The sequence below is a fragment of the Pseudomonas sp. F220 genome, assembly GCF_057813935.1.
In genome coordinates this window covers 165,910-188,528 of record NZ_JBVASJ010000008.1, presented here as the reverse complement: position 1 = coordinate 188,528, position 22,619 = coordinate 165,910, and the positions used below count along the sequence as shown (strand labels likewise).

The following is a 22,619-nucleotide window of genomic DNA, read 5'->3' as shown; positions in this document are numbered from 1 at the left end:
CGAGCAAGCTCGCGATGGACGTTAACGATAACGCGTGTTGTCTGAATAAACGCGTTGCCCTTGAGTCCATCGCGAGCAAGCTCGCTCCTACAAGGGGCAAGCCCCCTCACCGCAGACCATGGCTTTGACCTGTCTGTCATCATTCCTGGCAGTTACGGTCATTGCTGTCGGGAAGCGACTTACGGACAATCAACACCTGTTTTCGTTTATGGATGAGCTGGTATGTCGCAGCAGGTGTTTTTTGCTCACGCCAATGGTTTCCCTTCGGCCACCTACGGCAAGTTGTTCGCCGCGTTGGCGCCGGAATATGACGTCGCGCATTTGCAGCAGCATGCTCATGACCCGCGTTTCCCGGTGGACGATAACTGGTTGAACCTGGTGGATGAGCTGATTCATCACCTTGAGCAGCAGCCAGCGCCGGTGTGGGGTGTCGGGCATTCTTTTGGTGGCGTCCTGCATCTGCATGCGGCGTTGCGTTGCCCGCAGCTCTATCGCGGCGTGGTGATGCTTGATTCGCCGGTGCTGACCCGCGCTGATCAGTGGGTGATACGCGCAGCCAAGCGCTTCGGTTTTATCGACCGGCTGACCCCGGCTGGGCGGACTCTCGGGCGACGGGAAGAGTTCGCTGATATGGAAGCTGCGCGCCACTACTTCGCCGGTAAAACCCTGTTTCGCGGTTTTGATCCGGAATGTTTCGACGCTTACCTGCAACATGGCTTGCACAAGGTCGGTGATCGTCTGCGCTTGAGTTTCGATCCGGCAACGGAAATCAGCATCTACCGTGGCGTCCCGCATATCAGCCCCGGTCGCGCACGGCAGTTGAAGGTGCCGCTGGCGGTGGTTCGCGGGCGTCAGAGCCGGGTGGTGATGCGCCATCACGCAAACTCGGTGGGACGTTTGCCCCACGGTGAGTTGCTGACCATGCCCGGTGGGCATATGTTTCCCCTTGAGCGTCCACAGGACACCGCCACGCTGCTGAAGAATCTGTTCAGTCGCTGGGAAAGCCGTGGTGAGCGGAGTTGTGCATGAAAACCCCGGTTGAAGAAGTTCGTCTGAGCTTGCCGCATATCGAGTTGGCCGCGCATTTGTTTGGACCCGAGGACGGTGTGCCGGTGATTGCCTTACATGGCTGGCTGGACAACGCCAACAGCTTCGCGCGCCTGGCGCCGAAGCTCACGGGGTTGCGCATCGTGGCTCTGGATATGGCCGGGCACGGTCATTCCGGGCATCGGCCGCTGGGTGCCGGTTACGCGTTGTGGGACTACGTTTATGACGTACTGCAAGTTGCCGAGCAGCTTGGCTGGAAGCGCTTTGCCTTACTCGGGCACTCGCTGGGGGCGATCGTTTCACTGGTGCTGGCGGGCGCGCTGCCGGAGCGTGTGACGCATTTGGCGCTGATCGACGGGGTCATTCCTCCTACCGCAAAAGGTGACAACGCTGCCGAACGTATGGGCATGGCCCTACAGGCGCAACTGAACCTGCAAGACAAGCGCAAACCGGTCTACAGCACCCTGGACCGTGCCATCGAAGCACGAATGAAAGGCCTGGTCGCCGTCAGCCGTGAAGCTGCCGAGCTGCTGGCCCAGCGCGGACTCATGCCGGTGCCGGGGGGCTACACCTGGCGCAGCGACAGTCGTCTGACCCTGGCGTCGCCGCTGCGTCTGACAGACGAACAGGCAATGGCCTTCGTCCAGCGCATCGATTGCCCGACCCAACTGGTAGTCGCCGAGGATGGCATGCTGGCGCAACATCCAGAATTACTGGAGCGTCTACCCTTTAGCCGAGAACAGCTGCCCGGCGGCCATCATTTGCACCTGAATGACGAGCCCGGCGCCGCCCTTGTTGCAGACTGTTTCAATCGGTTCTTCGCCGTTCCTTGACTTGCAGCGGGCAACTGTCGAGGCTGGGCGGGTTGAAATGGGAGACAACCATGATAGATCTCTACACCGCTGCGACCCCGAATGGCCACAAGGTCTCTATCGTGCTCGAGGAACTCGGCCTGCCCTACACGGTGCATGCCTTGAGTTTCGACAAAAAGGAACAAAAGGCTCCAGACTTTCTCAAGATCAATCCCAATGGCCGGATCCCGGCCATTGTCGATCGTGGCAATGGCGATTTTGCCGTGTTTGAATCGGGTGCAATTCTCATTTATCTGGCCGAACTGAGCGGGCAACTCATGCCCAAAGACCCCAAGGGACGTTCGGTGGTCATGCAATGGCTGATGTTCCAGATGGGTGGCATCGGCCCGATGCAAGGTCAGGCCAATGTGTTTTTCCGCTATTTCCCGGAAAAACTCCAGGGCGCCATCGACCGCTATCAACATGAAACCCGCCGCTTGTATGAAGTGCTGAACACCCGCCTGGAAGCCGTCGAATACCTGGCCGGGGATTACAGCATTGCCGACATCGCGACCTATCCGTGGGTCCGTGGCTATGAGTGGTCCGGTGTCTCGGTAGACGGTTTGCCGGCCTTGCAGCGCTGGATGGCAACCATGGAGGCCCGTCCTGCGGTGCAGCGCGGCTTGCTGGTGCCACAACGTATCGACGACGCCAGTGTCGTCAAAGGTGCCCAGGCCATGTTGATCCGATGAGAGTACCCATGCGTCTAATCAGTATTCTCAGTCTGTGCTGTCCCAGTCCTTTGTTGTTCGCCGCCGATGTACCCGGCAGTCACGATTTGCCGCTGGTGCCGCGTCTGGCTGATGCGCAGATCGTCGATTACCGGCCAGTGGCAGAACTGGAGCGCATTTATCCCTTGGGGGCGATCCGTAAGATCAGTGGCCAGTTGCGTTTCGACGGCCAGGTCACTGCCCGTGGGAAAGCGACCTCGGTGACCTACGAATTGCCGCCTGAGCATTCGTCCACCGAAGCCTTCACCGCGGCTCGTGAAGCCTTGCAGAAGCAGGGCGCCGAGTTGTTGTTCTGGTGCCAGGCCCGTGATTGTGGGGAAAGCAGCCTGTGGGCCAACGAAGTCTTCGGCAACGCCAAGCTGTATGGTGCCGACGATCAGCAGGCCTATTTACTATTGCGTCTGGCGGCGCCACAGGACAACTCGCTGATGGCGTTGTACAGCATCACTCGCGGCAATCGCCGGGCTTACCTGCATGTCGAGCAGTTTGAAGCCAGCGCCCCCCTTGGCGAGTTGATGCCGACTTCCGCAACTTTATTGCGCCAGCTTAAAGACACCGGTGAGCTCGATTTGCCGAAGCTGGACGGTGAGCCGTTACCGGTTTGGTTGACCTTACTGTCGCGCGGGCTGAACCTCGATACGACGATGCGGGTCAGTGTTTCCGGGCCCAACGCCGAGATCTGGCGCCAGGCGCTGATCGGGCAGGGTGTGCGAGCGGCGCGGATGGAGACCGGCAGCGCGAAAGCGGCGGGTCTGCACATCGAATTATTGCGGTAAGCTCCCTCAAGGCGAACGAGCCTCAAGCCGTTCGCCTACTCTTTGTTCGTTGACCTTTCACGAGATTTTTCATGCTCAATAACGATCGCCTGTTGGTGCAGATCCTGCTCCTGGTGCTGTTCGGTGCAAGCTTCTGGGTGATGGCGCCATTTTGGTCGGCATTGTTCTGGGGCGCGGTACTGGCGTTTGCCAGTTGGCCGCTGATGCGTCTGCTAACCCGTTGGTTGAATGGCCGCGAGTCCTTGGCCGCAGGTTTGCTGACCCTTGGCTGGATGCTATTGGTGGCTGCACCGCTGGTCTGGCTTGGTCTGAACCTGGCCGATCATCTGCGTGACACTGTGACCTTTATCAAGGATGTCCAGGTCGATGGCTTGCCCGAGGCGCCAGCATGGCTGGCAAGTGTTCCCTTGGTAGGCGAGCGGCTGGTGGGGGTCTGGAACAGCATCGATCAACAGGGCGCAGCGATGATGCTCGCGATCAAGCCTTACCTTGGGCAAGTCGGTAATTGGCTACTGGCGCGTAGCGCGCAGATCGGTGGGGGGATACTCGAACTGACGCTGAGCCTGGTGTTTGTATTCTTCTTCTATCGAGACGGGCCGAGACTGGCGACGTTTGTCCATCGCTTGCTGGAACGGCTGATCGGTGATCGCGCTGCTTACTACATCGAACTGGTGGCTGGCACGGTACAACGGGTGGTCAACGGGGTCATCGGCACGGCCGCAGCACAGGCGATCCTGGCGTTGATCGGCTTCCTGATTGCCGGTGTGCCGGGCGCACTGGTGTTGGGCATCGCCACCTTCCTGCTCAGTCTGATTCCCATGGGGCCGCCGCTGATATGGATTCCCGCTACCGCGTGGCTGGCCTGGAAAGGCGAGTACGGCATGGCGGTGTTCCTCGGGATCTGGGGCACGCTGATCATCAGTGGTGTGGACAACGTGCTCAAGCCGTACCTGATCAGCCGCGGCGGCACTTTGCCGCTGGTGATCGTGTTGCTTGGGGTGTTCGGTGGGCTGATTGCGTTTGGTTTTATCGGTCTGTTCATCGGCCCGACCTTGCTGGCTGTAGCCTATAGCCTGTTGACGGATTGGAGTGTCAGTCAGGCGCGAGTGGACGAGAAACGCTGAAGCCACAGAGAGCGAGTTATCGTGGGTCTGTGAGCTTTTGGGTACCCAAGGCAGCACCTAGACCCGAGGCAAGCGCACCACGGCGGTCAGGCCGCCTCCCGGGGTTTCTTCCAAGTCCAGGTGACCACCCAGTCGCTGCGCCGCCTCCCGAGCGATGGTCATGCCCAGGCCGACACCGCCAGAGTTGCGGTTGCGTGAGCCTTCCAGACGATAGAACGGCTCGAACACGGCTTCACGTTTGTCCGCTGCGATACCCGGACCATGGTCGATGACCTTGATGAGCACTTCTTCGCGGCTGTCTTGTAGTGTAATTACCGCGTGACCGGCGTAGCGCAGGGCGTTGTCCAACAGGTTGTTCAGGCATGAGCGCAGGGCCATCGGTTGTACCTGGAGCGGTGCGCAATGGCCGCCGGTCTGGACGTCAGCGCCCTGGTCCTGAGCGTTCTCGCAGAGGGATTCGACCAGCGCTTGCACATCCATCCATTGCGGGGCTTCGCTGGTGCGCTGCTCGTGCAGGTAACTAAGGGTGGCGTCGAGCATGCTGATCATGTCATCGAGATCCTGCCGCATCTGCCCTTGCAACTTACTGTCGCCAATCTGTTCGAGGCGCAGTTTGAGTCGCGACAGCGGCGTGCGCAGATCGTGGGATACCGCGCCAAGCATCCGTCCCCGTTGCTGCACCTGCTCACGAATGCGCTTTTGCATCAGATTGAAGGTGTAGGCCGCCTGGCGAGCTTCCCGGGGGCCGGACTCATCCAGCGGCGGGCTGTCGAGATCTTCGCTGAGGCGCTCAGCCGCCGTGCTCAAGCGCTGGATCGGCCGGCTCAGCAGTTTGGCCCCGTACCAGGCGGCGATGATCAGAGAGATGAGCTGGAACGTCAGTGGTACGATCGGGCCACCGAACCATGGGCGTCGCGGCCTGGGCTCGAAGCGCCCATGCAGCGGCGGGCGTTGCCCGTCGAACCCGGTCGCTGACTCCGATGGTGGAGGCGGCGGAGGAGGGCCGTAATGGTGAAACCAGAAGAATGCCAACAGGTGAGCGAGCACGATCGCAATGAGCAGCACGCCAAATAGACGGCCGAATAGCGTATCGAAGCGTAAACGCATCAGCCGATATCTCTCGCATCGAACAGATAACCTTCACCGCGAACGGTCTTGATCAACTGCGGGGCTTTCGGGTCATCGCCGAGTTTTTGCCGCAGGCGCGAGACCAGCAAATCGATGCTGCGGTCAAACGCTTCGATGGAGCGACCGCGGGCGGCGTCCAACAGCTGCTCGCGGCTGAGCACCCTCCTTGGGCGCTCGATGAAGACCCAGAGCAAACGGAATTCGGCATTGGAAAGCGGTACCACCAGGCCATCGGCGGCAATCAACTGGCGCAGCACGCTGTTCAGACGCCAGTTGTCGAAACGAATATTGGCCCGCTGCTCGCTGCGATCATCGCGCACCCGGCGCAGGATGGTCTGGATCCGCGCCACCAGTTCTCGCGGCTCGAAGGGTTTGGCCATGTAGTCATCGGCGCCCAATTCCAGGCCGATGATGCGGTCGGTCGGTTCGCAGCGGGCGGTGAGCATCAGAATCGGAATGTCCGATTCGGTACGCAGCCAGCGGCACAGCGACAGGCCGTCTTCTCCCGGCAGCATTAGGTCGAGCACCACCACGTCGAAATGCTCCGCTTGCAGTGCCAGACGCATCGCGGAGCCATCGGTGACACCGCTGGCGAGAATGTTGAAACGCGCCAGATAGTCGATCATCAATTCCCGGATCGGTACATCATCGTCGACGATCAGTGCGCGAATGCTCCAGCGTTTGTCTTCGCCAGGCGCTGCGGCTTTTTGATCGTCGGTGAAAGGAGCTGGGGTATTCATGCGTGCGTTCGTCTGCCAAGTAGGCGGCCAACCACAAAGATGGGCTGCGAGGTTTCAGCATAGGCGTCCGGCCGTGAGGCTGGAAGTGCTGTAAGGGGATGTTGCGGCTGGCGAGCGTAGCGTTGGTGATTGTTGCAGGCATGTCGGGAATGTATCGACTTCGACACAATAGCCGCTCACGTCGGCCCGCGCAGAGGTTTATCCTGAGACAAGAGTCTCTGTGGGGGATGATTTACCGATCATCGGGTCCCGCAGAGGCGTTGGTTCCGCTACAATGCGCGCCGATTTCGACTTGCCTGAGAGCACACTCATGTCCGCCTGCCAGACTCCTATCATCGTCGCCCTGGATTTCCCCACCCGTGACGCCGCGCTGAAGCTGGCCGATCAGTTGGACCCGAAACTGTGCCGGGTAAAAGTCGGCAAAGAACTGTTCACCAGCTGTGCCTCGGAAATCGTCGGGACTTTGCGTGACAAAGGTTTCGAAGTGTTCCTGGACTTGAAGTTCCACGATATCCCGAACACCACCGCCATGGCCGTCAAGGCTGCCGCAGAAATGGGGGTGTGGATGGTCAACGTCCATTGCTCCGGTGGTTTGCGCATGATGGCGGCTTGTCGTGAAGTGCTCGACCAGCGCAACGGTCCTAAACCGTTGTTGATCGGCGTGACCGTGCTGACCAGCATGGAACGTGAGGACCTGGCGGGAATCGGTCTGGACATCGAGCCTCAGGAGCAAGTGCTGCGCCTGGCCGCATTGGCAGAAAAAGCCGGGATGGACGGTCTGGTCTGTTCGGCGCTGGAAGCCCGGGCCTTGAAAACCGCGCATCCGTCTCTGCAATTGGTGACCCCGGGGATTCGTCCGGCGGGCAGTGCCCAAGACGATCAGCGTCGTATCCTCACCCCGCGTCAGGCGCTGGATGCCGGTTCCGACTACCTGGTGATAGGTCGTCCGATCAGCCAGGCGGCCGATCCAGCCAAGGCGTTGGCGGCGGTAGTGGCTGAGCTGGCCTGATTGATCGCTGAAGAACAAATGTGGGAGCGAGCCTGCTCGCGATGACTGACTAACATTCAACATTGATGTCGACTGTTATACCGCTATCGCGAGCAGGCTCGCTCCCACATTATTAGATTGATGTAGTTGCCAATATCTGGTTAAACCTTCAACACCAACTTGCCAAAGTTCTCGCCGCTGAACAGTTTCATCAGCGTTTCCGGGAACGTCTCCAGTCCCTCGACGATATCTTCCTTGCTCTTGAGCTGCCCCTTGGCCATCCAGCCGGCCATTTCTTGTCCGGCGGCGGCGAACTGAGCCGCATAGTCCATCACCACAAAGCCTTCCATTCGTGCACGGTTGACCAGCAACGACAGGTAGTTGGCCGGACCTTTCACTGCTTCTTTGTTGTTGTACTGACTGATGGCGCCGCAGATCACCACGCGAGCCTTCATGTTCAGGCGGCTGAGCACCGCATCGAGAATATCGCCGCCCACGTTATCGAAATACACGTCGACACCTTTCGGACATTCACGCTTGAGCCCGGCGACTACGTCTTCGCTTTTGTAATCGATGGCGCCATCGAAGCCCAGTTCGTCGATCAGGAATTTACACTTGTCCTGGCCACCGGCGATACCGACTACGCGGCAGCCCTTAATCTTGGCAATCTGCCCGGCAATGCTGCCCACCGCGCCTGCCGCGCCCGAAAGCACCACGGTGTCGCCGGCTTTGGGGGCGCCGACGTCCAGCAGGGCAAAGTAGGCGGTCATCCCGGTCATGCCCAACGCTGATAAATAGCGTGGCAGCGGTGCCAGTTTCGGATCGACTTTGTAGAAGCCGCGCGGCTCGCCCAGAAAATAATCCTGCACGCCCAAGGCACCGTTGACGTAGTCGCCGACGGCAAAGCCTGGATTGTTCGAGGCCACGACCTTACCAACACCCAGTGCGCGCATTACTTCGCCAATGCCAACTGGCGGAATATAGGATTTGCCTTCGTTCATCCAGCCACGCATGGCCGGGTCCAGGGACAGGTATTCGTTTTTGACCAGGATCTGACCTGCCGCCGGTTCGCCGACCGGAACTTGCTGATAGGTGAAGGTTTCGCGGGTCGCCGGGCCCACCGGGCGTTTAGCGAGCAGGAATTGGCGATTGGTCTGGGCAGTCATGAACAGGCACTCAATGATGAATGAAGCATGAGTGATAGACCCTCGCGACTAATCTCGCAAGGTTTGCCGATGCAGCGAATAGGCTTCAATCCAATCGGGTGATAGTTGGCGGAGCATGGATATCACTGCAACTCATAAGTGTTCAACCGGCCTTCTGATAGTGCTGCCGCGTCCCGGGGCGCTGTGGCTAGACTGCGAGGACGTGATCACCCGCATTCCATCGAGGACATAACAATGAGCATGACGTTTTCCGGCCAGGTAGCTTTGGTCACTGGCGCGGCGGCCGGTATTGGTCGTGCAACGGCCCGGGCTTTTGCCGCTGAAGGCTTGAAAGTGGTGGTCGCGGACCTGGATGTGGCGGGAGGCGAGGGCACGGTGGAATTGATTCGCGCGGCGGGTGGCGACGCGGTTTTCGTTCGCTGCAACGTCACTCTGGAAGCCGATGTGAAGAAGCTGATGGAGCAAGCAGTGAGCACCTACGGCCGTGTCGACTACGCCTTCAACAATGCCGGGATCGAGATCGAAAAGGGCAAACTGGCTGATGGCACCCTTGATGAGTTCGACGCCATCATGGGAGTCAACGTCAAAGGTGTCTGGCTGTGCATGAAATACCAATTGCCGTTGATGCTCGCTCAGGGCGGTGGCGCCATCGTCAATACCGCTTCGGTAGCGGGCCTGGGTGCGGCGCCGAAGATGAGCATCTACGCCGCCTCGAAACACGCGGTGATCGGCCTGACCAAGTCGGCCGCCATCGAGTATGCGAAGAAGAAAATCCGTGTGAATGCCGTTTGCCCGGCAGTGATTGACACCGACATGTTCCGTCGTGCCTATGAGGCGGATCCAAAGAAAGCCGAATTCGCCGCGGCCATGCACCCGGTCGGCCGCATCGGTACTGTTGAAGAGATCGCCAGCGCCGTGCTCTATCTGTGCAGCGACGGTGCAGCCTTCACTACTGGTCACGCCTTGGCGGTGGATGGCGGGGCAACGGCTATCTGACGGTTTGGTTCATCAGGCATAAAAAATCCGGAATCCTTAACAGATTCCGGATTTTTTTTGCTGATCAAGGACGAATCAGAAGTTCTTGTCAGGCGCGATCACGTTTTGGCAGTACGTCCTTGAGCTTGGCATGCATGCTGCGCAAGGTGTTTTCGGTACTGGTCCAGTCGATGCACGCGTCGGTAATGGAGACACCGTATTGCAGTTCTGCCAAGTCTTTTGGAATCGCCTGGCAGCCCCAGTTCAGATGGCTCTCGACCATCAAACCGATGATCGACTGGTTGCCTTCGAGGATCTGGTTGGCGACGTTCTCCATCACCAGCGGTTGCAGTGCCGGATCCTTGTTGGAGTTGGCGTGGCTGCAATCGACCATGATGTTCGGCTTGATTTTCGCCTTGTTCAGCGCTTGCTCGCAGAGTGCGACGCTGACCGAGTCATAGTTCGGCTTGCCATTGCCACCGCGCAGTACCACGTGACCGTAGGCGTTGCCCTTGGTGGTGACGATCGACACGCCGCCTTCCTGGTTGATGCCAAGGAAGCGGTGAGGGCTGGAAACCGACTGCAGGGCGTTGATCGCCACGGTCAGGCCACCGTCGGTGCCGTTCTTGAAACCGACAGCCGAGGACAGGCCGGAAGCCATTTCACGGTGAGTCTGGGATTCGGTGGTCCGTGCGCCGATTGCCGACCAGCTGATCAGATCTTGCAAGTACTGCGGCGAGATCGGATCGAGGGCTTCGGTTGCGGTAGGCAGGCCCATTTCAGCCAGGTCCAGCAGCAACTGACGACCGATGTGCAGGCCGTCCTGGATCTTGAACGAGTCATCCAGGTACGGATCGTTGATCAAGCCTTTCCAGCCGACGGTGGTACGCGGTTTCTCGAAATAGACCCGCATCACCAGATAGAGGGTGTCGGACACTTCGGCGGCGAGCGCCTTGAGGCGCTCGGCATATTCGTGAGCAGCCTTGATGTCGTGGATCGAGCAAGGCCCGATAACGACGAACAGGCGGTGGTCGGTGCCATCGAGAATATTGCGAATCACCTCGCGGCCTTTGGTCACGGTGCGCAGGGCAGCATCGCTCAAAGGAATATCACGCTTGAGCTGATCGGGAGTGATCAGAGTCTCGTTGGAGGCGACGTTAAGGTCATTGATCGGTAAATCAGCCATCGTGTTACTCGTCAGGTCACGGGTGCCGGCCGCCAGCGATCCCCGCGCGGCGGAGCACAGCATGATTGAGCGCAGCGGGGAGCCGAACCTTAGCGCGTTACGCTGTTACTCGACAATGGGCAGGCGCGGGTTTAATCCAGAGCCGGCTGTATAAAAGCCTGACGGACGGTGTCATGGGAGAACTCGTCGGCATGCTGCTGGACCCATTCAAGGGCCAGCACTTCGACGCTCTGCTGCTCGGTCTGCGGCTCATGCAGGCGACAGTAACGCTCCATTTGGCAGACCTGTTCGCCCATGCGCGCGCAGAACAACGTCTGTTCGTCGATAAACGCAATCCCGACCAAATACCCTCGCTTGCGTCTCAAGTACCAGGCCACATAACCCAGATAGCAGGCATTTTCGCCGAGGGTTGGCATGCGTACTTCCAGCGCCGTCCCGCGTCGCCAGGCGCGGTGGTAATTGCAAGCCACGCCGCCGAGGCTGATAGTGTGCAGCTGTTGGCGAGACATGCACTCGTGTTTACGTAAGGTTAACTCGACCGGAACATCATCAGGATGAGGTAGAAAACGTCTCATGAACGCGGACTCCGAGTCTCGGTTATTTGACATTGTTTCACCCAGTATAGTGGTCGAATTGGACTTGACCGATTTCGACGCCGATCAACGCCTGTTGGCGATGGACGGCGTTTCGTTGGTGGTGTTCACCAGCGTCGGCTGCGCCAGTTGCCGCTGGGCCCGTCAGCAACTGCCCGGACTGGGTCTGGCGGTCGATCGTCTGTGCTGGATCGATGCGGGAAACAACGGCGGAGTGGTCGAGCGATATCAGGTCTTTCATTTGCCGGCGCTGTTTGTGGTGCGCGACGGCGAGTTCTACGGCGCCTTACAGTCGCGGCTGACGCGCAATGAACTCAATGAGGGTGTGCGCCAGGTGCTGAGTCGAATTCCAGAGGAGTTGCCTTGATGGGTGAAGTTGTCCAGACGCCGCGAATCGGCATTATCGGTACCGGTGCTATCGGTGGTTTTTACGGGGTGATGCTGGCGCGTGCCGGGTTTGATGTGCACTTTCTGTTGCGCAGCGAGTTTTCCGCGGTCGCCGAGCACGGCCTGCAACTCAACAGCGCCGTGCATGGCGCGCTGACATTGAAACCGGTCCAGGCCTATGCCTCTGCAGCAGACATGCCGCCCTGTGACTGGCTGCTGGTAGGCGCGAAAACCACCAGCAACGCCGAACTCGCGCCGTCGATCATCAAGGCCGCGGCCAGCGGGGCCAAAGTCCTGTTGTTGCAGAATGGCCTGGATGTCGAAGACAGCCTGCGCGAACTACTGCCCGATTCGCTGCACCTGCTGGGCGGCCTGTGCTTTATCTGTGTCCACCGTGCGGCCCCCGGAGTGATTGAGCACCAGGCTCTGGGCAGGGTGAATCTTGGTTATCACAGCGGGCCGGCGCTGGCTGACGAACAGGCGCGCCAAGCGATTGTCGAGGAGGGCGCCGGGCTGTTCCGCAAGGCCGGCCTGGACTCTCAGGCCATGGCCAACTTGCAGCAGGCGCGCTGGCAAAAGCTGGTCTGGAATGTACCGTACAACGGTCTGTCGGTTCTGCTGGGTGCAAGCACAACGCCGTTGATGGCCGATGCCAGCAGTCGCGAGTTGATTCAGGCGCTGATGGCCGAAGTGGTGCAGGGCGCTCTGGCCTGCGGTCATAGCATGCCGCTCGGTTATGCCGAACAACTGTTCAATGTGACGGAAAAGATGCCGGATTATTGGCCGAGCATGTACCACGATTATCTGCATAAACGTCCGCTGGAATTGTCGGCGATCTATGCCAGGCCTTTGGCCGCCGCCAAGGCCGCGGGTTGTGAACTGCCGAAAATCGAGGCCTTGTACCAGGCATTGAGTTTTGTTGATCGGCGTAACGGCTGAGTCAGTCAGGGGAAGCAGTATGGCGAAGGGTTTGGGCGACAAGCTGGTAGTGGCAATTTCCTCACGGGCACTGTTCGACTTAAATGAGAGCCATAAGGTCTACCTGGCGCATGGCGTCGAAGCCTATCGGCAGTATCAGATCGAGCATGAGGAGGAGTTCCTCGAGCCGGGCGAGGCGTTTCCACTGGTAAAAAAACTCCTGAGCCTGAACGCCAGTCTCGGTCGGGCACGAGTCGAGGTGGTGCTGGTTTCACGCAACAGTGCCGACACCGGTTTGCGGGTGTTCAACTCGATTCAGCATTACGGCCTCGACATTTCCCGGGCGGCTTTTGTTGGCGGGAGAAGTCCGTATCCCTACCTGGCGGCATTCGGCTGTGATTTGTTTCTGTCGACCCACGCCGAGGATGTCCGCAGTGCGTTGGACGCAGGTTTCGCCGCCGCGACCATTCTTTCCGGAGGTGCCCGGCGGGCGGCCAGTGCCGAATTGCGTATTGCGTTCGATGGCGACGCGGTGCTGTTTTCCGACGAGTCCGAGCGCGTGTATCAATCGGGTGGCCTGGAAGCGTTTCAGGCCAGCGAGCGCGAGTCGGCCCGTGAGCCATTGCGCGGCGGTCCGTTCAAAGGTTTTCTGGCCGCACTCAATCTGTTGCAGCGAGAATTTCCCAGTGATGCCTGCCCGATTCGCACCGCGTTGGTGACCGCGCGCTCGGCACCGGCCCATGAGCGGGTTATCCGTACATTGCGCGAGTGGGACATTCGTCTGGATGAATCCTTGTTCCTCGGTGGTCTTGCAAAATCCGCGTTTCTCGAAGCCTTTGCCGCCGACGTCTTTTTCGACGATCAGGCCGGTCATTGCGAGTTGGCCCGTGAGGTTGTCGCCACGGGGCACGTCCCTCACGGCATCAGCAATGAGCAGAAGGTTTAAGCCGAGTGTCCAGGGTTTTGCGTCGAATGTCGTACTCGCCAAGGCACTGCTAAGCTGAATCAATCTCCGCCATGTTGGCATTCGAGGAGGTCATATGATTCATTCGATGCTGTATGCCACTGACCTCGGTGTGTACGCCCCTTATGTGATGCAACATGCTCTGGCACTGGCTAGAACGTTCAATGCTGACTTGTATGTCGTTCATGCGGTTGAACCCATGGGGTTGTTCGCTGAATCGGTGCTACAGAGCTATCTCGATGAGCAGGCCTTGAACGAGTTGCACAGTCAGGGCTTGACCACGGTGATGGCCAACATTGAACAACGCGTGCTCGACAGCTTTCGCGAGGAGTTGGGTGAAGGGCAGCAGGACCTGGCGCTGATTCAATCGGTCAGGGTGTTTCAGGGTGATCCGTCACAGGTCATTCTCGACCAGGCGCAGAAACTCTCGGTGGATTTGTTGATCGTAGGTAGTCACAGCCATGGCGCGGGTGGGGAAACGCCTTTGGGCAGGACAGCCGCACGGGTACTGCAGCTGTCTCAGGTGCCGGTGTATCTGGTGCCATTGTTGCAGCGTCGGCGGCATGGCGACGTCTGAGGTCGGAATCGCAATTTTTGATAAAAAGTTCTAGATTTATTCTTCAAACCATTAATATAGTTATATATCGTCGCTGATGCCCGTGGCGTCTATCTGCTTTGAGGGATACATATGAAGCTTCAACAATTGCGCTACATCTGGGAAGTGGCGCACCACGACCTCAACGTTTCCGCTACAGCCCAAAGCCTTTACACCTCGCAACCGGGTATCAGCAAGCAGATCCGCCTGCTCGAGGACGAGTTGGGCGTTGAGGTTTTCGCGCGCAGCGGCAAGCACCTGACGCGAGTCACTCCGGCCGGTGAGCGCATCATCACCACCGCTGGCGAGATCCTGCGCAAGGTCGAGAGCATCAAGCAGATCGCTCAGGAGTTCTCCAACGAGAAGAAAGGCACGCTGTCGATTGCCACCACTCACACCCAGGCACGTTATGCGTTGCCGCCGGTCATCAGCAGCTTCATCAAGCAATACCCGGACGTCGCCTTGCACATGCATCAGGGCTCGCCGATGCAGATCGCCGAAATGGCTGCCGACGGTACCGTGGATTTTGCCATCGCCACCGAAGCACTGGAGCTGTTTGGTGATCTGGTGATGATGCCGTGCTATCGCTGGAACCGTTGCGTGGTTGTTCCGCAAGGTCACCCGCTGACCAAGCTGCCGAAGCTGACCCTGGAAACCCTGGCTGAATACCCGATCGTGACTTACGTGTTCGGTTTCACCGGTCGTTCGAAACTCGATGAAGCCTTTAGCCATCGCGGCCTGACACCCAAAGTGGTGTTTACCGCTGCCGACGCTGACGTGATCAAGACCTATGTGCGCCTCGGCCTGGGCGTGGGTATCGTCGCCAAAATGGCGGTCGACACCAAGCTCGACAACGACCTGGTGGTGCTCGATGCCAGCGAACTGTTCGAGTCCAGCGTGACCAAGATTGGTTTTCGCCGTGGTACGTTCCTGCGTGGTTTCATGTGCGACTTCATCGAGAAGTTCGCCCCGCACCTGACGCGCGAAGTCATGGCCAAGGCTATCCAGTGCCACAACAAGCAGGAACTGGAAGAGCTGTTCGACGGCGTCGAGTTACCGGTTCACTAAGAAAGACACCTGGTTTACTCATTTCACCTCGGTGACAGCAAACTGTTGCCGAGTTCCCGCCACATTGATTTCGACCTCATCGCCCTCGAACTTGCCCAGCAGGCTTTTGCCCAGTGGCGAGCGCGGGGTGATGACGGTAATCAGTTGCCCCACCAGATAAACCTTCAGTCCGGCCGCATCAGGCCCCAAAAACAGCCATTGCTGATTGCCGTTGTCGTCTGCAAGCCCCAGCAGCGTGCCGATCTGGATACCGTGCTGTTCGTCATACGGACGCAGAATCAGGTTTTGGCAAAGCACCAGTGCCTGCCTGATTTCTTCCACACGCTTGGCCTGACCGGCCGCCAGATAGGAAGCCTCCAGACCTAGCGTGTCGTATTTGTTTTCGGCGATGTTTTCTTCGTGGGTCGCGGTTTCATAGGCGGTTTGCGCGGCGCGTTGGGCAATATCGAGATCGACCTTGAGCTTTTCGAGGATCAGGTTGTGGACGGCGTGTTTGTTCATGGTTAATCGCAGAATTGCAGGACGTTCGCCCGGCTCTTGTCGCTGGGGGCCGTCTGGTCTTGTTGCAACCAGAACTGGCATTTAGGGTTGGACTGATTGCGCAGATTGCTGCGGGCATTGTCCAGGCTTTGCTGTTGTTCGTTCTTGCGCAGGTTTTCCTGGTATTGCTCGAACATTCGGTTCGGCGCGGCCGGGTTGGCAATAGGTGGTTTCGCGAGGTACTGAACGGCCTCGGCTACAGGCGCAAATTGCTGATTGACCAGAAAGCGTGAAGCCAGCCAGCAGGTTAATGCGATAGCCATGAAACCCAGCCACAGACCCAAGGCAATGCTGCCGGTCAGCTGTAGTGGATTAATGCTGATGTGCATTGGACGATGCGGACGTGGACGAAAGGGCATGGCGGCCTCCTGGCAGGCGGTCTTGATCGGGCAGGGAGTGATTGTCGCACACCCCTTGGACAGATTAATCGGCCTCCCCCCTTCTGCGCGGGGGCATTTATGCGGACAATCGGCGCCTTTGCCAAACGGAGCCCGGAATGAAAGCCACCTGGGATATTTTCTGCAGTGTCGTGGATAACTACGGCGACATCGGCGTGACGTGGCGCCTGGCCCGGCAATTGGTGGCTGAGCATCAATGCGCGGTGCGGCTGTGGGTCGATGACCTGCGGGCCTTCGAGCGCATATGTCCGCAAATCGACGTCAATGCCTGTCAGCAATGGCAGCAGGGTGTCGAAGTTTGCCACTGGTCCGCCGAGTGGCAATCGACGGCCGCCGCTGATGTGGTGATCGCGGCGTTTGCTTGCCAATTGCCAACGGCGTACATGGACGCAATGGCCGCACGGGAAAAAGCTTCGCTGTGGATCAATCTTGACTATTTGAGCGCCGAGGACTGGATTGTCGGCTGTCATGGCCTACCGTCGGTGAAGTATAAAAATGTGCAGAAGTACTTCTTCTTTCCGGGGTTTCAGGCCGGCACGGGCGGCTTGCTGCGAGAGGCCGGGTTGCTTGAACAGCGTCGCCAGTTTCAGCAAAGCGCTCAGGCCCAGCAGGATTTTTTGCAGGCACTCGGTGTTGCTCCGGTAGCGGGTGCGCGGCTGATCTCATTGTTCGCCTATGAAAATGCGGGGCTGGCCAGTTGGCTTGACGTCATGGCCGCTGACTCAAAACCGACTCATCTGCTGGTGCCAGAGGGGCGGATTCTCGGTGACGTGGAACAGTGGTTGGGTGTCGAGGGGTTGTCGGCTGGCGCGGTTCAGGTGCGCGATGCCTTGACGGTGCAGGTGCTGCCGTTCGTCCGGCAGGAAGAATACGACCACCTATTGTGGTGCTGTGATTTCAACGCCGTACGCGGCGAAGACTCTTTCGTGCGCGCCCAGTGGGCCGGGCGGCCAATGCTCTGGCACATTTATCGGCAGGAAGAAGACATTCATCTGGACAAGCTCGACGCCTTCCTCGAGGTGTATACACTAGGCCTGTCGCCGGCCGCCAAGGCCGCCGTGAATGATCTGTGGCGGGCCTGGAACGCAGGAGCGCACATGGCCGAAAGCTGGAAAAACCTGCTTGAGCACTGGCCGGAAGTGGCCAGTCATTCCGAAAGATGGTGTCTGGAACAGGCCTTGCAAGCGGATCTTGCTGCGGCGCTGGTACAGTTTTACCGAAATTGGATATGATACGCGGCCTAGATTTTTGTAAATCCCATCCAAATTCGGATATTCGCAATGAAAACTGGTAAAGAGCTGAAACCCGGTACTGTCATCAAGCTCGAAAACGACCCTTGGCTGGTTCAGAAAGCTGAATTCACCAAGTCCGGTCGTAACAGCGCAATCATGAAGACCAAGCTGAAAAACCTGCTGACCGGTTACAAGACCGAGATCGTTTACAGCGCCGATGACAAACTGGACGACGTAATCCTCGACCGCAAAGAAGCGACTCTGTCGTTCATCAGCGGCGACACCTACACGTTCATGGACACCACTGACTACACCATGTACGAGTTGAACGCCGAAGACATCGAAGCTGTTCTGCCATTCGTCGAAGAAGGCATGACCGATGTTTGCGAAGCGATCTTCTTCGAAGACCGTCTGGTTTCCGTAGAGCTGCCGACCACTATCGTGCGTGTAGTCGACTACACCGAAGGTTCCGCTCGTGGCGACACTTCCGGCAAGGTCATGAAGCCTGCCAAGCTGAGCAACGGCACTGAGCTGCAAGTTGCTGACTTCATCGAAATCGGTGACAGAATCGAGATCGATACCCGCGAAGGCGGTTCTTACAAAGGCCGCGCTAAATAAGCGCAGTTTTTGCAGGAAAGAAAAAGCCCGACCATTGAGTCGGGCTTTTTTGTGCGCGTCTGTTGGGTGCGAGCACTCAGACAGTGACGTGCAAGCGCACATCGACGTTGCCACGGGTAGCGTTGGAGTACGGGCAAACCTGATGCGCTGCATCTACCAGCGTCTGCGCGTCAGCGTGTTCCAGGCCTGGCAGACTGATGTGCAGATCGATATCCAGACCGAAACCACCAGGAATCTGGCCAATACCTACGTGGGCGGTGATCGAGGCGTCATCAGGGATTTTGCGTTTGGTTTGGCTGGCGACGAATTTCAGTGCGCCGATGAAGCAAGCGGAATAGCCGGCAGCGAACAGCTGCTCAGGGTTGGTCGCTTCACCGCCAGCGCCACCGAGTTCTTTTGGGGTGGCGAGTTTGACGTCGAGGATTTTATCGCTGGAAACAGCGCGGCCATCACGGCCACCGGTAGCGGTTGCAACAGCGGTGTAGAGAGTTTGCATGGTGTTGAGCCCCTTTCTGGCGGTGTTTATGCGCTAAATATTTGCGCGCTAAGTAAGTGCGAAATAAATGTATACCGCAAATATTTTGCGCACAAGATAAATTTCACAGAGATTTTGTGAAAGGCGAAAGGGTCCTCAAAGAGGGTGGTCTTACCGATGTTTGATTGGCTGCTTACACGCTGTCTTGCAAATGACTGCGCAAAGCCAGCAAGTCGGCCTGCAACTTGCGGATCTGGTTCAGGGTCTGGCCACTGGCGCTAAAGATGCACTGTGGGATATCCCGGGCCTTGTCCCGCAGGGCGCAGCCTTGTCCGGTCAACTCAACGATTACCACGCGCTCGTCTTCACGGCTTCGAGTACGGGTCAGCAAGCCTTCGGCTTCCAAGCGTTTGAGTAGCGGCGTCAATGACCCCGGGTCCGTCAGCAGGCGAGTGCTGATCTCGCCTACGGTCAACCCGTCGCGTTCCCACAACACCATCATCGCCAGGTACTGCGGATACGTCAGACCTAACGCTTGCAACAGCGGCTTGTAGACCTTGGTCATCAGCAACGAGGTGGAATGCAGGGCAAAACACAGCTGATTGTCGAGCAGCAGCTGGTCGCAGTTATCTTCGGTGGAGCTAACGCTAGTCATGTTGGGGCCTTGATCATTACTCGCGCTGAATCTAGCGGGCGAATCTTTAATGCGCTAGGTAATTTTCGCTTTACTGCCAGCCGAGGTCGCTTTGCAGAGCCAGATCCCAAGGCGGGATCGGACTGCGGATTTGGGGGCATAGCCATTGTGCGTTGCTGTGCGTTTCCCTGCCAGACGCAGACTGCGTAGCATACAAAACCATTGCTGAGGGGATGGTCTGTGATTGAGTTAGTGATGTATCTGGCATTTGGCGCAGCCTTGGGTACCGTGGGCGGTTTGTTCGGTATCGGCGGTGGCTTGATTGCGATTCCGGTGTTGGGTGTCTTGTTCGGCCTGGACCAGCAGATTGCTCAAGGCACGGCGTTGGTCATGGTGGTGCCGAACGTGATGCTGGCGTTGTGGCGTTATCACCAGCGTAATCGCATTGAGTTGCGTCACGCGTTGCCCCTGGCCTTGATGGGCTTTTGCTTCGCCTGGCTGGGTTCAATCTGGGCGGTGGGCATCGATGCGAGAGTGATGCGTATTGGCTTCGTCGCGTTCCTGATCAGCTTGTCGGTTTACAACCTTGCGCGAATGTTCATGGCCAACGCCCCTGCCTCGGCGCAGATGCGTTACTCGTGGCCCTGGCTGGGCGTGTTGGGGGCTGCGTCAGGGACCATGGGCGGGTTGTTTGGTGTCGGTGGGGCAGTGGTCGCCACGCCGGTGCTGACCAGTCTGTTCGGTACCAGCCAGGTCGTCGCCCAGGGCTTGTCTCTGGCCTTGGCCCTGCCGAGTACCGGCGTCACGTTGGTGACCTATGCGTTTCATCACCAGGTGAACTGGATGATTGGTTTGCCCTTGGCGGCCGGCGGGCTGTTGAGCATCAGTTGGGGGGTGAGAATCGCCCACGCCATGCCGGAGCGGCTGCTGCGCGGGCTGTTTTGTGGCTTTCTGGTGTTCTGTGCGGTGATGCTCGCACTTAAACTTTGAAGCCTTCGACGATGTGCTCGGCCAGGCACTCGGTGATCGGCGACGGGGTGTTCAGATTGCGTATCAGCATGATGCTGGCTTCAGGCAATAGCGGCAGCTCTTCGGCGTCACCGAGGATGCGCATGTCCGAGGTGATCAGGCTCTCCAGTTGCGCGGTGACTGCCAGACCGGCGCTGACGATTGCCATGAGCGCCGAGAGGCTGGAGCTGTTGTAGGCGATGCGATAGTCGCGCCCGGCAGCATCCAGCGCGTTGCAGGCCCAGAGACGGCAGAAACAGTCGCTGTTGAACATCGCCAAGGGCAGCGGCGTCTGCTCGTGAGGGCTGAAGCATCGTGCCTCTGCCCAGACAAAACGCTCCTTGCGCAGCAACTGGCCAATCTCGCTGCCAGGCTCGCGGGTGACGATGGACAGGTCCAGGTCCTGGCGCAGCAACAGTTGCTTGGACGACTCGCAATGCACTTCGATCTGGATCAACGGATAGGCTTGAGCGAAGCGCGACAAAATCCCTGGCAAAAATCGCATCACATAGTCATCCGGCGTGCCGATGCGTACGGTGCCGACCATGTGCGGCTCGCGCAACGTATTGAACACTTCACTGTGCAGTTTCAGGATGCGCCGCGCATAACCGAGCAGCACCTGGCCCTCCGCGGTCAGTCGTACCTGGCGTCCATCACGCTGAAACAGCTGGCGTTGCAGCACGTCTTCTTCAAGACGCTTCATCTGCATGCTCACCGCCGATTGGGTGCGATTGACCAATTCACCGGCGCGGGTAAAACCGCCCTGATCAGCAATCGCGACGAAGGTGCGCAGGACTTCGGTGTCGATGCTCGGGTAGTTGGCCAATTGATCAATCTCAGAGATGTATTGCATAAGAAACATTCGTTGGATTGATCTTAGCTCCAGGGAGAGACTTTAGTCATCCCCACTGGAGGGCAAGATGATGAAAGGTCAAAAAGGTTATGTACTGGTCGAAAAATTTTCATTCCATGGTTTTTTCCTGCGGCGTCTGATGGAGAAGATCGCTCGCTGGCATCAACTCAATCGTGAGCGTGCGCTGCTGGCGAGCATGAGCGACGAAGCCTTGAAAGATATGGGGCTCAGTCGGGCGGATGTCGTGTATGAAACCGTACGTCCATTCTGGGATGACCCCATGCACAAATGATTTTCGGACAACTACACAAGCAGCTTCGTGGTGAGGTAGTTTGCGAGCAGACAAGGAGATGTACATGCCCGCAGAACTGTCCTTTTCTCGCCAACAGGCTCGGCGTCTGGCACTGGCCGCCCAAGGCTTCTCCGGGCGCCAGCCGCCAGCGGCGATCAAGCCTGCTCAGCTCAACCGGCTGATCGAACGTCTGGGGATCCTGCAGATCGATTCGGTCAACGCCTTGGTGCGTTCGCACTACCTTCCGCTTTTCTCCCGCCTCGGCGACTACTCATCCGATTTGCTTGATCAGGCTGCCTGGAGTCAGGGGCGACGGCGTACGTTGTTCGAGTATTGGGGGCATGAGGCGTCTTTGCTGCCGCTATCGATGTATCCCTTGATGCGCTGGCGCATGCAGCGGGCGTCGCAAGGGGAGGGTATTTATCAGCAAATGGCCCGTTTCGGGCGGGAGCAGCAGGAGACCATTCGTGGAGTATTGGCCTTGGTCGAGGAGCGAGGTGCTCTCGGCGCTGGCAGTTTGTCGACTCGTCAGGAACGGGCGGGCCCCTGGTGGGACTGGAGCGCCGAGAAGCATGCGCTGGAGTGGTTGTTTGCTGCCGGTGAAGTGACTGTTTCAGGGCGTCGTGGTTTCGAGCGTCTCTATGATTTGCCGGAGCGGGTCATACCCGCAAAGATTCTTCAGCAATCGTTACTCAGTGAAGCCGAGGCCCAGCGGGGGCTGCTTGTGCATGCTGCGAGTGCACTGGGTGTCGGTACGGACAAGGACTTGCGCGATTATTTCCGGCTTTCGCCTGCCGACAGCCGCGCGCGGCTGGCCGAATTGGTTGAATCGGGCGAGTTGGTGGTGTGTGAGGTGCAGGATTGGCGGCAATCGGCCTATTGCCTGCCAGAGCCGAAAGTCCCGCGCAAAGTCGAGGCCAGCGCCTTGCTCTCGCCGTTCGATTCACTGATCTGGGAGCGTAGCCGCACGGAGCGTTTGTTCGATTTCCGCTATCGGCTGGAGATCTACACACCACAACACAAACGGGTTTACGGCTATTACGTATTACCGTTTTTGCACAATGAGCGGATTGCCGCGCGGGTTGATTTGCGGGCTGAACGGGCTCAGGGACGGTTGGCGGTGCATGCCGTGCATGAGGAAGAGATGGGGCTGGATGAGCAGGGGATGCTGGCTTTGGCTAAAAACCTGCGGCAGATGGCTGATTGGTTGGGCTTTGTGGAGATTCAGCTCAATTGCCCAAGGGCCAGTGCGGCGCGGTTGCGGGTGGCGTTGACTGAGCTCGGTGGTGATTGATACATCATCATCGCGAGCTTGCTCGCGATGATGATGTA

Annotated in this window: 27 protein-coding genes; 17 read left to right on the top strand and 10 right to left on the bottom strand. The window is 58.5% G+C overall.

Annotation, left to right across the window (positions count from 1 at the left end; translation table 11 throughout):
- The first annotated feature begins 222 nt into the window (after positions 1-222).
- The 5 genes from ACZYSM_RS10625 to ACZYSM_RS10605 all read left to right on the top strand — a co-directional run bounded on the left by ACZYSM_RS10625 (position 223) and on the right by ACZYSM_RS10605 (position 4,529).
- A complete protein-coding gene (locus tag ACZYSM_RS10625; protein ID WP_489071445.1) occupies positions 223-1,029 on the top strand; it encodes an alpha/beta fold hydrolase in 807 nt (268 codons plus the stop codon).
- Positions 1,026-1,880, top strand: a complete 855-nt coding sequence (locus ACZYSM_RS10620) for an alpha/beta hydrolase (protein ID WP_489071444.1) — start codon at positions 1,026-1,028, stop codon at positions 1,878-1,880. The genes ACZYSM_RS10625 and ACZYSM_RS10620 overlap by 4 nt, the downstream gene beginning before the upstream one ends.
- Positions 1,881-1,930: 50 nt before the next feature.
- On the top strand, positions 1,931-2,590 hold the full coding sequence (locus ACZYSM_RS10615) for a glutathione S-transferase family protein (protein ID WP_489071443.1): 660 nt from the start codon (positions 1,931-1,933) through the stop codon (positions 2,588-2,590).
- Between the two features lie 8 nt (positions 2,591-2,598).
- A complete protein-coding gene (locus ACZYSM_RS10610; RefSeq protein WP_489071442.1) occupies positions 2,599-3,405 on the top strand; it encodes a DUF4892 domain-containing protein in 807 nt (268 codons plus the stop codon).
- Between the two features lie 71 nt (positions 3,406-3,476).
- The gene (locus ACZYSM_RS10605; protein ID WP_489071441.1) at positions 3,477-4,529 is read left to right on the top strand and encodes an AI-2E family transporter; all 1,053 of its coding nucleotides are present in this window, start codon (positions 3,477-3,479) and stop codon (positions 4,527-4,529) included.
- Between the two features lie 57 nt (positions 4,530-4,586).
- On the opposite strand, the gene ACZYSM_RS10600 is transcribed toward ACZYSM_RS10605, so the two are convergent.
- On the bottom strand, positions 4,587-5,636 hold the full coding sequence (locus tag ACZYSM_RS10600; protein ID WP_489071440.1) for a sensor histidine kinase: 1,050 nt from the start codon (positions 5,634-5,636) through the stop codon (positions 4,587-4,589).
- The gene (locus ACZYSM_RS10595) at positions 5,636-6,397 is read right to left on the bottom strand and encodes a response regulator (protein ID WP_489071439.1); all 762 of its coding nucleotides are present in this window, start codon (positions 6,395-6,397) and stop codon (positions 5,636-5,638) included. Before ACZYSM_RS10595 ends, ACZYSM_RS10600 begins: the two co-directional genes overlap by 1 nt.
- 310 nt (positions 6,398-6,707) lie before the next feature.
- Here ACZYSM_RS10595 and pyrF point away from each other — a divergent pair, with 310 nt between their 5' ends.
- Positions 6,708-7,406: an orotidine-5'-phosphate decarboxylase gene (gene pyrF, locus ACZYSM_RS10590; RefSeq protein ID WP_489071438.1), complete on the top strand. Its 699-nt coding sequence runs from the start codon at positions 6,708-6,710 to the stop codon at positions 7,404-7,406.
- Positions 7,407-7,546: 140 nt separating this feature from the next.
- Here pyrF and ACZYSM_RS10585 read toward each other — a convergent pair whose 3' ends face one another.
- Complete coding sequence (locus ACZYSM_RS10585; protein ID WP_489071437.1) at positions 7,547-8,551, bottom strand: NADP-dependent oxidoreductase; 1,005 nt, start codon at positions 8,549-8,551, stop codon at positions 7,547-7,549.
- 234 nt (positions 8,552-8,785) lie between these two features.
- On the opposite strand from ACZYSM_RS10585, the gene ACZYSM_RS10580 reads away from it, so the two are divergent.
- Positions 8,786-9,547 (top strand): SDR family oxidoreductase, encoded by a 762-nt coding sequence (locus ACZYSM_RS10580; protein ID WP_489071436.1) that lies wholly within the window; start codon positions 8,786-8,788, stop codon positions 9,545-9,547.
- An 88-nt stretch (positions 9,548-9,635) separates the two neighbouring features.
- On the opposite strand, the gene ACZYSM_RS10575 is transcribed toward ACZYSM_RS10580, so the two are convergent.
- Together ACZYSM_RS10575 and ACZYSM_RS10570 are read right to left on the bottom strand one after the other, a co-directional pair.
- Complete coding sequence (locus ACZYSM_RS10575) at positions 9,636-10,712, bottom strand: 3-deoxy-7-phosphoheptulonate synthase (RefSeq protein ID WP_489071435.1); 1,077 nt, start codon at positions 10,710-10,712, stop codon at positions 9,636-9,638.
- Positions 10,713-10,843: 131 nt separating this feature from the next.
- Positions 10,844-11,287: a PilZ domain-containing protein gene (locus tag ACZYSM_RS10570; RefSeq protein WP_489071434.1), complete on the bottom strand. Its 444-nt coding sequence runs from the start codon at positions 11,285-11,287 to the stop codon at positions 10,844-10,846.
- Here ACZYSM_RS10570 and ACZYSM_RS10565 point away from each other — a divergent pair.
- From ACZYSM_RS10565 to cysB, 5 genes are all read left to right on the top strand, one after another.
- Positions 11,286-11,672: a thioredoxin family protein gene (locus ACZYSM_RS10565; protein WP_489071433.1), complete on the top strand. Its 387-nt coding sequence runs from the start codon at positions 11,286-11,288 to the stop codon at positions 11,670-11,672. The two genes, ACZYSM_RS10570 and ACZYSM_RS10565, sit on opposite strands and share 2 nt — an antisense overlap.
- Positions 11,672-12,631 carry a putative 2-dehydropantoate 2-reductase gene (locus tag ACZYSM_RS10560; protein WP_489071432.1) on the top strand — a complete coding sequence of 320 codons (960 nt, stop codon included), beginning with the start codon at positions 11,672-11,674 and terminating at the stop codon, positions 12,629-12,631. Before ACZYSM_RS10565 ends, ACZYSM_RS10560 begins: the two co-directional genes overlap by 1 nt.
- A 19-nt stretch (positions 12,632-12,650) precedes the next feature.
- The gene (locus ACZYSM_RS10555; protein WP_489071431.1) at positions 12,651-13,556 is read left to right on the top strand and encodes a 5'-nucleotidase; all 906 of its coding nucleotides are present in this window, start codon (positions 12,651-12,653) and stop codon (positions 13,554-13,556) included.
- A gap of 94 nt (positions 13,557-13,650) precedes the next feature.
- Positions 13,651-14,151, top strand: a complete 501-nt coding sequence (locus tag ACZYSM_RS10550; RefSeq protein WP_489071430.1) for a universal stress protein — start codon at positions 13,651-13,653, stop codon at positions 14,149-14,151.
- 111 nt (positions 14,152-14,262) lie between these two features.
- Positions 14,263-15,237, top strand: coding sequence for an HTH-type transcriptional regulator CysB (cysB, locus tag ACZYSM_RS10545; protein WP_489071429.1), 975 nt, complete (start codon positions 14,263-14,265; stop codon positions 15,235-15,237).
- An 18-nt stretch (positions 15,238-15,255) separates the two neighbouring features.
- On the opposite strand, the gene ACZYSM_RS10540 is transcribed toward cysB, so the two are convergent.
- Complete coding sequence (locus tag ACZYSM_RS10540) at positions 15,256-15,738, bottom strand: GreA/GreB family elongation factor (protein WP_489071428.1); 483 nt, start codon at positions 15,736-15,738, stop codon at positions 15,256-15,258.
- 2 nt (positions 15,739-15,740) lie between these two features.
- Positions 15,741-16,136 (bottom strand): hypothetical protein, encoded by a 396-nt coding sequence (locus tag ACZYSM_RS10535; RefSeq protein ID WP_489071427.1) that lies wholly within the window; start codon positions 16,134-16,136, stop codon positions 15,741-15,743.
- A gap of 137 nt (positions 16,137-16,273) precedes the next feature.
- Between ACZYSM_RS10535 and earP the strand changes: the two genes are divergently transcribed.
- Positions 16,274-17,407, top strand: coding sequence for an elongation factor P maturation arginine rhamnosyltransferase EarP (gene earP, locus ACZYSM_RS10530; RefSeq protein WP_489071426.1), 1,134 nt, complete (start codon positions 16,274-16,276; stop codon positions 17,405-17,407).
- 48 nt (positions 17,408-17,455) lie between these two features.
- Positions 17,456-18,025, top strand: a complete 570-nt coding sequence (locus ACZYSM_RS10525) for an elongation factor P (protein WP_489071425.1) — start codon at positions 17,456-17,458, stop codon at positions 18,023-18,025.
- Between the two features lie 76 nt (positions 18,026-18,101).
- Here the strand turns inward: ACZYSM_RS10525 and ACZYSM_RS10520 are convergent, their stop codons facing one another.
- Positions 18,102-18,521 (bottom strand): organic hydroperoxide resistance protein, encoded by a 420-nt coding sequence (locus ACZYSM_RS10520; protein ID WP_489071424.1) that lies wholly within the window; start codon positions 18,519-18,521, stop codon positions 18,102-18,104.
- A gap of 172 nt (positions 18,522-18,693) precedes the next feature.
- The gene (locus ACZYSM_RS10515) at positions 18,694-19,155 is read right to left on the bottom strand and encodes a MarR family winged helix-turn-helix transcriptional regulator (protein ID WP_489071423.1); all 462 of its coding nucleotides are present in this window, start codon (positions 19,153-19,155) and stop codon (positions 18,694-18,696) included.
- Between the two features lie 219 nt (positions 19,156-19,374).
- On the opposite strand from ACZYSM_RS10515, the gene ACZYSM_RS10510 reads away from it, so the two are divergent.
- A complete protein-coding gene (locus ACZYSM_RS10510) occupies positions 19,375-20,124 on the top strand; it encodes a sulfite exporter TauE/SafE family protein (RefSeq protein WP_489071422.1) in 750 nt (249 codons plus the stop codon).
- Here the strand turns inward: ACZYSM_RS10510 and ACZYSM_RS10505 are convergent.
- The gene (locus ACZYSM_RS10505) at positions 20,114-21,004 is read right to left on the bottom strand and encodes a LysR substrate-binding domain-containing protein (RefSeq protein WP_489071421.1); all 891 of its coding nucleotides are present in this window, start codon (positions 21,002-21,004) and stop codon (positions 20,114-20,116) included. The two genes, ACZYSM_RS10510 and ACZYSM_RS10505, sit on opposite strands and share 11 nt — an antisense overlap.
- Positions 21,005-21,065: 61 nt before the next feature.
- On the opposite strand from ACZYSM_RS10505, the gene ACZYSM_RS10500 reads away from it, so the two are divergent.
- Both ACZYSM_RS10500 and ACZYSM_RS10495 read left to right on the top strand, forming a co-directional pair.
- Positions 21,066-21,287 (top strand): DUF1127 domain-containing protein, encoded by a 222-nt coding sequence (locus ACZYSM_RS10500; protein WP_489071461.1) that lies wholly within the window; start codon positions 21,066-21,068, stop codon positions 21,285-21,287.
- Between the two features lie 64 nt (positions 21,288-21,351).
- Complete coding sequence (locus ACZYSM_RS10495; RefSeq protein WP_489071420.1) at positions 21,352-22,581, top strand: winged helix-turn-helix domain-containing protein; 1,230 nt, start codon at positions 21,352-21,354, stop codon at positions 22,579-22,581.
- Positions 22,582-22,619: the final 38 nt, after the last annotated feature.